The sequence below is a fragment of the Pantoea sp. Ae19-2 genome (assembly GCF_059801205.1).
Genome location: NZ_JBCHWE010000001.1, coordinates 3,107,864 through 3,118,816 on the forward strand (window position 1 = coordinate 3,107,864; position 10,953 = coordinate 3,118,816).

Annotated in this window: 8 protein-coding genes and 1 riboswitch; of the genes, 6 read left to right on the forward strand and 2 right to left on the reverse strand. The window is 51.3% G+C overall.

The window, feature by feature from the left end:
* Positions 1 to 289 precede the first annotated feature (289 nt).
* Genes AAIE03_RS14430 through aroD form a run of 4 tightly spaced genes read left to right on the forward strand, consistent with a single transcriptional unit; the run spans position 290 to position 5,200 of the window.
* Entirely contained in the window at positions 290 to 2,323 is a 2,034-nt protein-coding gene (locus AAIE03_RS14430; RefSeq protein ID WP_072138565.1) for an oxidoreductase, read from the forward strand.
* A gap of 10 nt (positions 2,324 to 2,333) precedes the next feature.
* A complete protein-coding gene (locus tag AAIE03_RS14435; RefSeq protein WP_013024595.1) occupies positions 2,334 to 3,197 on the forward strand; it encodes a shikimate dehydrogenase in 864 nt (287 codons plus the stop codon).
* A gap of 11 nt (positions 3,198 to 3,208) precedes the next feature.
* Entirely contained in the window at positions 3,209 to 4,423 is a 1,215-nt protein-coding gene (locus tag AAIE03_RS14440) for an MFS transporter (protein WP_072138564.1), read from the forward strand.
* Between the two features lie 21 nt (positions 4,424 to 4,444).
* Positions 4,445 to 5,200: a type I 3-dehydroquinate dehydratase gene (aroD, locus tag AAIE03_RS14445; protein WP_498563058.1), complete on the forward strand. Its 756-nt coding sequence runs from the start codon at positions 4,445 to 4,447 to the stop codon at positions 5,198 to 5,200.
* Here aroD and AAIE03_RS14450 read toward each other — a convergent pair.
* Entirely contained in the window at positions 5,163 to 6,131 is a 969-nt protein-coding gene (locus AAIE03_RS14450; protein ID WP_014592901.1) for a LysR family transcriptional regulator, read from the reverse strand. The two genes, aroD and AAIE03_RS14450, sit on opposite strands and share 38 nt — an antisense overlap.
* A 192-nt stretch (positions 6,132 to 6,323) precedes the next feature.
* Here AAIE03_RS14450 and AAIE03_RS14455 point away from each other — a divergent pair, with 192 nt between their 5' ends.
* A complete protein-coding gene (locus tag AAIE03_RS14455; protein ID WP_022622259.1) occupies positions 6,324 to 7,631 on the forward strand; it encodes an MFS transporter in 1,308 nt (435 codons plus the stop codon).
* A 43-nt stretch (positions 7,632 to 7,674) separates the two neighbouring features.
* On the opposite strand, the gene AAIE03_RS14460 is transcribed toward AAIE03_RS14455, so the two are convergent.
* The gene (locus AAIE03_RS14460) at positions 7,675 to 8,853 is read right to left on the reverse strand and encodes an MFS transporter (protein WP_013024590.1); all 1,179 of its coding nucleotides are present in this window, start codon (positions 8,851 to 8,853) and stop codon (positions 7,675 to 7,677) included.
* Positions 8,854 to 9,108: 255 nt separating this feature from the next.
* Here AAIE03_RS14460 and sgrR point away from each other — a divergent pair, with 255 nt between their 5' ends.
* On the forward strand, positions 9,109 to 10,770 hold the full coding sequence (gene sgrR / locus AAIE03_RS14465) for an HTH-type transcriptional regulator SgrR (protein WP_110015281.1): 1,662 nt from the start codon (positions 9,109 to 9,111) through the stop codon (positions 10,768 to 10,770).
* Between the two features lie 35 nt (positions 10,771 to 10,805).
* Positions 10,806 to 10,910: riboswitch (TPP riboswitch) on the forward strand.
* Positions 10,911 to 10,953: the final 43 nt, after the last annotated feature.

Here is a 10,953-nt window from a genome sequence, read left to right on the forward strand (position 1 = left end):
TCCTGTTATTTATTCAGCAACAACGTTGATATTTTGACTCGCATCATTTTCCTCTCAACTTTCCCTTCTCTTTTTTCACAAGACGTAAATGGCTTGCTGATTTAATTAATATCATTTTCATTTTTATGTTATTTGATCGTTAACTCCATAGAGCTCACCTATAGCTTGTAGAAAAAAAAGCATTATTTCCGCTCATTCTCCCTCGCTATCATCGCCACAGATAAAGATTAACGCAAAACACATCGAGATCGTCTCAGCCTGGCTGTCGGATCTTTTGTGGAGACTCTGTATGCACGCTTATCCTCACCTGTTTACCCCGCTCACAATCAACGGAATGACGTTAAAAAACCGTGTCATCATGCCGCCAATGGGCACCAACCTGGCCAGTCTGAATGGCGAAGTGTCTCAGGAACAGCTTGATTACTATTCACTTCGTGCCAGGGGCGGCACTGGGCTCATTACGATTGAGAATATTTGTGTGGATTTTCCCTTCGCGTCGAACGGCACCACACAACTGCGCATTGATAATGATCAGTATATTCCTGGCTTATACAAACTTACCGAGACGTTGCATAAACATGGAACCTGTGTCGCCATCCAGTTAAACCACGCCGGTGCATCAGCCTATGCCTATCGCCTCAATGGGGAAATGCCCATTTCCGCCTCCGCGGTCCCCTCCAAAAAGAATGGTAATATTCCCCGTCCGATGACGCATGAGGAAATATATCGGGCGGTTGACAAATTTGGCGACGCAGCAGAACGCATCAGACGCGCCAATTTTGACTGCGTAGAGATTCATGCCGGTCACTCTTATTTAATCAGTCAGTTTTTATCTCCACTGTTTAATCAGCGTACTGATGAATTTGGTGGCAATATCGAGAATCGGTCGCGCTTTTTAACCCTGATTGTCGACAAAGTTCGGGCCTGCGTGGGACCGATGTTCCCCATCAGCCTGCGTATCAGCGCGGATGATTTCTTACAAGGCGGAAACACGCTGGAAGATTCGCTACACATTCTTGAACGTTGTCAGGAAAAGGTCGACATCATCAATGTGTCAGCGGCGCAGAATGACAACCTGTATTTACAGATAGACCAAATGTCTCAAGAGGATGGCTGGAAACGCTATCTGTCACGTGCCGTTCGCACCAGATTTAATAAGCCCACCGTTGTCGCAGGCAATATTCGCACCCCGCAACTTGCTGAAGACATTCTTGCTCAGGGTGACGCAGACCTGATCGCCATTGGTCGTGGGTTGATTGCTGAACCGGATTGGGTACAAAAGGTACAGAGTGGGCATGAGGAGACGATGCGTAAGTGTATCTCATGCAATATTGGATGCGCCGACCATCGCATCGCCCGCTCTCTTCCCCTTCGCTGCTCAGTTAACCCCGATATCATCCATGGCGACGCTTATAAGCAGCGCCAGGTCAAGCGACCGACGCGTGTCGTCGTGATCGGGGCTGGCACGGCAGGCATCGAAGCCGCCTGCACCGCCGCAGAGGTAGGGTGCAAGACCTGGCTGTTCGAAGCCAAAAACCATATCGGTGGGCTGGCTGTCGAGATCGCACGATTACCCGAAAAAAAACGTATTGCCGATTTTCCGCAATTCCTGCGCAACCGTATGGCCCGGCTGGAGAATTTGCAACTGCATCTGGGACAACAGGTTCAGCCCGAGCAGCTTGAGGTTCTGCGTCCAGACTTAATTGTTAATGCCACGGGCTCTGTCCCCCTGCTGCCGCCCATTGCGGGATTACATGAGACGATCGACCGCCCCGGCAGCGTCGTGTTCACGATTACGGGCATGATTCAACACCTGGATACATTCAGCGCTCTGCAAGGCAAACGTATCGCCGTGGTCGGCGGCGGTGCCGTTGGACTGGATGTCATCGAGTATTTTGCCACCCGGGGCGCTGAAGCAGTACTGATTGAAATGCAGAATTCACCAGGACGCGACCTCGACATCATCACAAAGAGTGCCATGTTAGCGCTGCTTGAACAGCACCAGGTAGAACAACACATGGACACGCAGCTCATTGAGGTCAAACCCGATCGCTTCCGCGTTAAAAACGCCCACCACACCTTCGACATCGCCTTCGACTACGGCTTTATCTGTCTGGGGATGTGCCCCAACCGCAGCGGTTTCGAGGCCGTTGAGCGCTGGGCCACCGCCAGACATATCAAAATAATGAACATCGGCGACAGCCTGAAAGCCCGGCGAATTATTGATGGTGTACGCGAAGGACGCAACGTACTGGATGCCCTGGAAGAGACTGGCGCACTGGGCAGCCACGAAGCGACAAGCATTCCACTTTTAACTTACTGAGGACACTATCATGGCAGAACGTATTACCGGGCATACCGAGCTGATTGGGCTGATCGCCACCCCCATTCGCCACAGCATGTCGCCAACCATGCACAACGAAGCTTTCGCGCACCTTGGGCTGGACTATGTTTATCTGGCTTTTGAGGTCGGCACTGCGGAACTGGAGAAGGTGGTGCAGGGTTTTCGTGCGCTGAAGCTGCGCGGATGCAATGTTTCCATGCCCAATAAGACGGAGGTTTGCCGCTATCTGGATAAGTTGTCTCCCGCAGCACAGCTTGTGGGCGCGGTGAATACCGTCGTCAATGATAACGGCGTGCTGACCGGGCACATCACGGATGGGACAGGTTATATGCGCGCCCTCGCTGAAGAGGGCATCGATATTCTGGGCAAAAAGATGACGATTCTGGGCGCGGGCGGTGCGGCAACGGCCATTTGCGTTCAGGCCGCCCTGGATGGCGTTAAGGCGATCTCGGTCTTTAACCAACGCGATAAATTCTTTGCAAATGCCCAGGAAACCGTTGCGAAGATTCGCGCCCATACTGACTGTGAGATTCACCTTTTTGACCTCGACGACCACGATCGTTTGCGTGCTGAAATTAACGACAGCGTTATTCTGACCAATGCGACCGGCGTCGGCATGAAACCCTTTGAAGGACAGATGCTGCTTCCCGACGAGAGCTTCCTGCGTCCTGAGCTTATTGTCTCCGATGTGGTCTATATCCCACGTAAAACACATTTGCTTGAGACGGCCGAGAAAAAAGGCTGCCGTATTATTAACGGTCTCGGCATGATGCTGTGGCAAGGCGCAAGCGCGTTCGAAATCTGGACGGGAAAACCGATGCCGGTTGATCACATCAAAAACATCCTTTTTTGAGGATGGCTGAGATGAAAAACAAGTATATTCCCACCGCCGCCGGGCTGTATCTCAATTACCTCATTCATGGCATGGGCGTGCTGGTCATCACTCTCAACATGGCTAACCTGCAGGCACAATGGAATACCGATGCGGCGGGCGTATCGATTGTGATTTCCTCACTGGGCATTGGCAAACTGATTACCATCGTTACGGGTTTTCTGTCGGATCGTTTTGGCCGTAAGCCTTTTGTCTATTTTGGCATCATCAGTTACGTGGCCTTTTTCATCGGTATCCTGTTTACCCGGGATATTTATACGGCCTATTTCTTTGGCGTGCTGGCAGGAATGGCTAACAGTTTCCTTGATTCTGCCACCTATCCGGCGCTGATGGAGGCCTTCCCGGACTACGCCAGCCGCGCTAACGTGCTGATAAAAGCGTTTGTCTCCGCCGGACAATTTTTATTGCCGTTTATCATTAGCCTGCTTATCTGGGCGGATTTGTGGTTTGGTTGGTCATTCGTTCTGGCAGCAGCCTTAATGACGATGAGCGGAATCTACCTGATCAAAATGCCGTTTCCCGATCACCGGGTACAGAAAGTCTCGGAAACATCAGCCAGCGTGACCGCGCCACCGCGTAGTCGTCTGTATCAGCTGGATATGGTTGTGTTCACCTTTTACGGCTATATCAGCATGGCGACGTTTTATCTGGTGAGCCAATGGCTGGCACAGTATGGGCAGTTTGTCGCGGGCATGCCCTACACCGCATCGGTGAAGTTACTCAGTATCTACACGGCAGGATCGCTGACCTGCGTATTCGTCACTGCGGTCATGGTGAAAAAAGTGTTGAGCTCAGCCATCGCGATGGTCATTTACACCTTCCTGTCGGCCCTCTCACTGCTGATCGTCTGCCTCTATCCAACACCACTGATTGTTACCGGTTTTGCGTTCGTATTTGGGTTTGCGGCCGCGGGCGGCGTTATGCAACTGGGTGCAACGATTATGGCGATGAGTTTTCCACAAGCGAAAGGCTTTGCGACAGGCGTGTTTTATACCGCCGGCAGTCTGGCCAGCTTTACCATCCCTTTATTTACAGCGCATCTCTCACGAACCAGTATCGCCAGCATCATGTGGTTTGATCTGATTATTGCGGTGACAGGTTTTATCCTTGCGCTTTATATCGCTTCCCGCCAATTTCAACGTCATTGTGCGGAAACACGCCGTCAATCCGCTACAGCGGCTAGTTGAACAGTTAAAACAGGAATGACTATGACTCAAACGGTTAGGGTTAAAAACATCGTCTTTCAGGCAGGGCAAACGCGGCTTTGTGTGCCCTTGACAGGCCGCACTCGCGAGGAGCTTCAGGCCAGAGCACAGTTACTGACTTCCGCACAAGCAGACATTATCGAATGGCGCGTCGACCACTTCATCGAGGGTAAAGACGAGAAGCAAGTATTGCTGGCGCTGGCCGACATTCGTCAGCAACTTGGGGAAACGCCGCTGCTCTTTACCTTCCGCAGTAAAAAAGAAGGTGGTGAAATGGACATCAGTGATGACGAATACTTCGCGCTCAACCGCGCGGCCGCCTTAAGCGGGCTGGCTGATGTGATTGATATTGAGTTGTTTAACGATGAGTCACGCATCCGTTCGCTGGTAAGCGAGGCGCATAACGCAGGTGTTAAGGTCATTATAAGTAATCATGACTTTCACCAAACGCCCGCGAAGGAAGAGATCATTTACCGGTTACGTCGCATGCAGGATTTAGGTGCAGACCTGCCCAAGATTGCCGTAATGCCTCAAACACCTCAGGATGTGCTGACGCTGCTGTCTGCGACCCTGTTAATGAAAGAGCACTACGCAACGCGGCCGCTTATCACGATGTCGATGGGAAAAATGGGCGGAGTCAGTCGGATCACCGGACGCCTGTTCGGTTCCGCAATGACGTTTGGCACCCTGGGCCAGTCCTCGGCACCAGGGCAAATCGCCGTTACACAACTGCGGGAGATGATGGAGACGCTTTCCTAGCGGCGGACATGCCCAAAGCCGCGCTTTGGGCATGTTTCCTGGCGACATCACTGTGAGTAATAATAAAGTTTTTTAGCCTCAGCGCCGCCGGTGAAAGCATTTTTGTTTTAATTGTCGCCAGACAAATATAACGCGGTGGAAGCGAATTTTTGATCGTCAGGATATGGAGATTGTAGTGCGTGAGCGCCGCAATTCTTGGCATGATGGCAATACCATAGCCGATACTGACCAACCCGGCCATTGCTAAATCCTCTTCCACATAACAGGCAATATCCGGTGACAGCGTTTGCTGGTGAAAGATGTCGTCAATAAACGGACGTAGCCCACTACTTTCTGAAAAATAGACATAGGGATAATGGATGGTTTCCGCTAAATCAACGTCGCTTTCGTGAAGACGCGCTAACGGATGATCTTTCGCTGTCACTACCACTAATTCTTGTTCAATAACCGGGATAAATTCAATATCAGGATCGTCGCCAATCCGCGAACAGATGACCATATCAACCTTATCCGCTTTGAGTGACTGCAACAACGCAACTGACGTCCCCTGTTTAAAAGAGAATGTCACATCATTATGACGAAAGTGTTGGGAGTAATTGTTGATAATTTGCGGAATAACATATTCTCCCATTGTATAGATAAACCCAATTCGGATATTTTCCCGGCACAGAAGGTGATTGTTTTTTAGCCTATCCCTGCCATTTTCCAGTGCCGACAGTGCTGTCTCAACATAGGGTAAAAAACATTTCCCACTTTCACTAATCCTTACATTTCTGCCCTGACGGAAAAAGAGTGAAACGCCTAACTCCTTTTCTAACTCAGCGATAGCATGGCTAAGCGAGGGCTGGGTGATAAAAAGACTGGATGCCGCTTCCGTGTAATGCTCCGTTTCTGACAGGCGTTTAAAATAATAAAGTTGCTTGAGGTTCATGGCATTTGCCTTTGAATGAAAAGTAAATCTGCTATCGCTACTTTATCACCGTTAAAAGGACTAATTATGTACTCAGGTCAAAATTAATGACGCTTAAAAAATGCTATAAAGAAACAAAAAAATTAGCAATATCAGACTATTTTTCAATGTAAAAAAAACATCAAAAAATAGTTTAAACTTCAGGGATACATCATGGAAAAGTTATACAATGAGGAACACGCTGGCAGGCGCACGCCGAAAAATAAACCCACGAAAGTCAGAATAATCATTCTGCTATTAATATCCGCTGGCACAATGATTAACTATCTTGATCGGACAATTTTAGGCATCGTTGCGCCAAAAATCACCCGTGAACTTGAAATCGATCCCGCTATGATGGGCGTGGCTTTTTCTGCGTTCGCCTGGACGTATACGCTGGCACAAATCCCCGGAGGGATGTTTTTAGATCGCTTTGGTAACAAACTGACCTACGCCCTTTCCGTGCTGTTTTGGTCGATTTTCACTCTACTGCAAACATTTACTCTTGGGCTCAAGTCTTTGATCTTCCTGAGACTGGGGCTGGGATTGAGCGAAGCACCCTGTTTTCCGGTTAACAGTCGCGTAGTGGCAAAATGGTTCCCGCGTCATGAACGTGCCCGCGCCACCGCAACCTATACCGTCGGGGAATATATTGGTCTGGCGGCTTTCTCGCCCTTACTCTATCTCATTCTGGAGTATCACGGCTGGCGCAGCCTTTTTTTTATTACCGGCGGAGCCGGTATTCTGTTCACGTTTATTTGGTGGCGACTTTACCATGAGCCTGAAGCATCCCAAAAAGCCAATCAGGAAGAAATTGATTACATTATCAATAATGAACCCATTGAAACATTAAAAAACACGCCCTTTAATTGGCCCGATGCCAAACGTTTACTCTGCTGCCGGCAAATTATTGGCGCCAGTCTCGGACAATTCGCTGGAAATACTACCCTGGTGTTTTTTCTGACATGGTTTCCCACCTATTTAGCGAAAGAACGGCAACTGGAATGGCTTCAGGTGGGCTTTTTCTCTGTATGGCCATTTATGGCTGCCGCTGTAGGCGTTATCTTTGGCGGGTGGCTCTCAGATAAACTGTTGAACGCAACAGGATCTATTAATCTGAGCCGAAAACTTCCGGTTATTAGCGGCCTGGTGCTTTCCGGCACGATTATTGCAGCTAACTGGATGAGTTCAGACAGCGCCGTTATCATCGTTATGTCCATTGCCTTTTTTGGACAAGGCATGGTCGGTCTGGGCTGGACAATAATCGCAGATATTGCCCCGGCTTCTATGGCAGGACTCACTGGTGGTATATTTAACTTTTGCGCCAATATGGCTTCGATTTTAGCGCCCCTGATTATCGGCATTATCATTTCAATGACAAGCAGCTTTTTTTATGCGCTCGTGTATATCGGCATCACTGCGGTGATTGGCTTAGTCGCCTATATCTTTATCATTGGCGATATTAAGCGGATTGTGCTCTAAAGCACCGTTCCCCCGGCACTGTTCTGCCGGGGGAACGTGCTTATTAAACGTCTTTAACGTTGCGTATCATTCCCAGCGTCAGTAAAGCAATCGCGGCGATCACCCAGTACACGCTGCCGTGACCAAAATGTTCAACCAGTATGCCCTGAAATAACCCCGCCAAAATAATGCCGGTCGAAATGCTGTTGGTAAACAGGGTTGTGGCTGCGCCTGCCCGCCCCGGCATCAGATCCTGAAACCACAACATTCCAATGCCCGCGACAACGCCGATAAACAGGGCGTTAAACACCTGCAGGACCAGCAGCGCCAGGTGGCTGTGAAACAGAATCAGGCCGCTGTAAAACACAACGGCGGAGGCCACCGCGCCCACCATCATCTTTCGCTTACCCCAACGTTTGGCATAGAAACCGGCCAGGATCATGACCGGGATTTCCAACCCGGCGGCCGTGCCCATTAAGAGACCGGCAAGCTTTTCGGGCAGGCCCAGATCGTTGCTGATCCACAGCGGCATATCGATAATGTACATGGTGTTACAGGTCCACATCAGCGTTGATGCGGCAAACAAAATGCGCACGTCACGAATCCGCCAGCCGCTCAGGGGGATCCCGCCCGACTGCATCAGGGAAGCCGCACGCGGCACCGAGGGCACGGTAAACCAGATCAGCAGGAAACAGAGAAAAAACAAGCCGGCCGCCACGCTGAACAGCGTAACGAAACCAAAATTCAGCGCCAGCGCAAACGACAGCGGTGGCCCAATCACCCACGCCAGCGACACCTGAGCGCGCATAATGGAACTGAACATCACCACTTCGCGCGAGGAACTGTCGGCATATTCTCGCGCCAGCGCAAAGAGCTGCGGCATGGCGACGTTCGCCAGCGACGATAACAGCACGCCCAGCGTTATCAGCGTCAGGTAATGGCGGGTAAACGCGAACAGTATGGCGTTTGCCAGGGCAAGGATACAGCACACTAAGATGATATTCCGCCGATCGCCAACGCTGTCGGAGCGCTTTGCGATCATCATGCTGACCACAATGCCGGCGATGGCATTGATGGTAAAAAACAGCCCGACCCACAGCGGTGGCACCTGCACTTCTCGCGATAAAAACAGGCTCAGCGTCGGTGCCTGCAGCGCACCGGCCACGCCGAGGATAAAGGCGGTCACCATAAAAGCCAAAAAGACCGGATTGAAACGGCGCGAGAACGATAACAAAGATTTCATGCCTTATCCCTGACAGAACAACGGGAGAAACGGGAACAATGGAACCCCGACCCAAACCTACAACGTAAAAAAAACCAGCAGAATAACCCTGCTGGCGAAATCGTAACACACTACTCAGAAGGGACAGACATCGCTGCCAGTCCATGTCAGAGCGCCATTCATTACTGAATGCCTCCCGCTCTTCCAATACAGGAAAGATTGCCTCTAAAATGGGGTAAGAAAAACAGAGCACCTTTATCAGGGAGTTCCTCTTTTATGTCGTCATCACGTCTGAAGCAGCAGTTCATTCGTCTGTGGCAAAATTGCCAGGGACAACCACAGGAAACAACCCTGGGCGAACTGGCTGATTTGCTGCACTGTTCGCGTCGCCATATGCGAAACCTGCTCAACAGAATGCAAGCGGCTGGCTGGCTCACCTGGCAGGCCGAAGCCGGACGGGGCAAACGTTCCCTGATGACCTTCTGCTACACCGGGCTGGCGCTGCAGCAGCAGCGTGCCGAAGATCTTCTGGAGCAGGATCGTATCGATCAGTTAGTCCAGCTGGTGGGGGATAAAGATCAGGTCAGACAGATGATCAGCGCCCACCTGGGGCGGAGCTTCCGCCAGGGCAAACATATTTTGCGCGTCCTCTATTATCGCCCTCTGCTGAATCTGTTACCCGGTTCGCCCCTGCGCCGTTCGGAAACCCATATTGCCCGCCAGATCTTTAGCGGCCTGACGCGCATAAATGAGGAACAGGGGGAAATCGAGGCCGATATCGCCCATCACTGGCAGCAAACATCCGATCTCCACTGGCGCTTTTATTTACGCCCTGCCATTCGTTTTCATCATGGCCGGGAGCTGGACATGGCCGATGTGATCGCAAGCCTGGAACGCCTGCGTCAGTATCCCCTGTTTTCTCATATCCAACGGCTCGACTCACCGGCCCCCTGGACCCTGGATATCTATCTGGATCAGCCCGACAGCTGGCTGCCCTGGCTGCTGGGCAGCGTCAGCGCCATGATTCTGCCACGGGAATGGCCTGAAATTCGCGATTTTGCCCGTCAACCTGTGGGAACAGGTCCTTATCGGGTCGTCCGTAATCAGCACAGCCAGTTGAAGATAGAAGCGTTTGACGACTACTTTGGCTATCGCGCGCTGATCGATGATGTGTCGGTGTGGGTACTGCCAGAGATCAGTGACGAGCTGGTTTATGCAGGGGTTCGCCTGCAGGGCGAAAAAGCCGATGAGAAACAGGAAGAGAGCCGGCTTGAAGAAGGCTGCTACTATTTACTGTTCGATCAGCGTTCAGAAAAAATGGCCGACCGAGACATTCGACGCTGGCTCAGCGACCTGCTTAACCCGATTGCACTCCTCAATAATGCGGGCAGGGGTTATCAGCGCTACTGGTTCCCGGCTTACGGCCTGCTACCCCGCTGGCACCATCGCCGCGATCTGACCCCAGTGGACAAACCGGCGGGCCTCACGAGCCTGACGTTAACCTGGTATAACCAGCATATTGAGCATGTCAGTATTACGGATGCCTTACGTCCGTTGCTGGCAGAACAGGGCGTTACGTTGAACACCCGGGAAGTCAGTTACGAAAGCTGGCATCAGGGCGAAGGCGAGAGTGATATCTGGCTGGGCAGCGTCAATTTTACCCTGCCCCTCGAATATTCCCTGTTTGCCCTGTTATACGAAACGCCGTTGATGCAGCACTGTCTGCCTGTTAACTGGCAGCAGGATGCCACGCGCTGGCGTGAAAAAACGCTCTCCCTCGCTGAATGGGGTAAATATCTGGTGGAAAATAGCTGGCTTCATCCGCTGTTTCATCACTGGCTGCTGCTGGAGGGCCAGCGCAGTATGCGCGGCGTGCGGATGAATACATTGGGCTGGTTTGATTTTAAATCCGCCTGGTTTGCCCCGCCTACGCTGTGAGCCTTTCCCCTTGCGCATTTAATGACTAGAATGTGGCGTTCTCAACGGGGTGCCCCTTTCCACAGTGTCAGGGCGCTGAGAAATACCCGTCGAACCTGAATCGGTTAATACCGACGTAGGGATTTGAGAGGTTGTTTTGCTCAGATCCTTTGCGACTCAACCCTGCCGCCCTAGGAGCGCAAA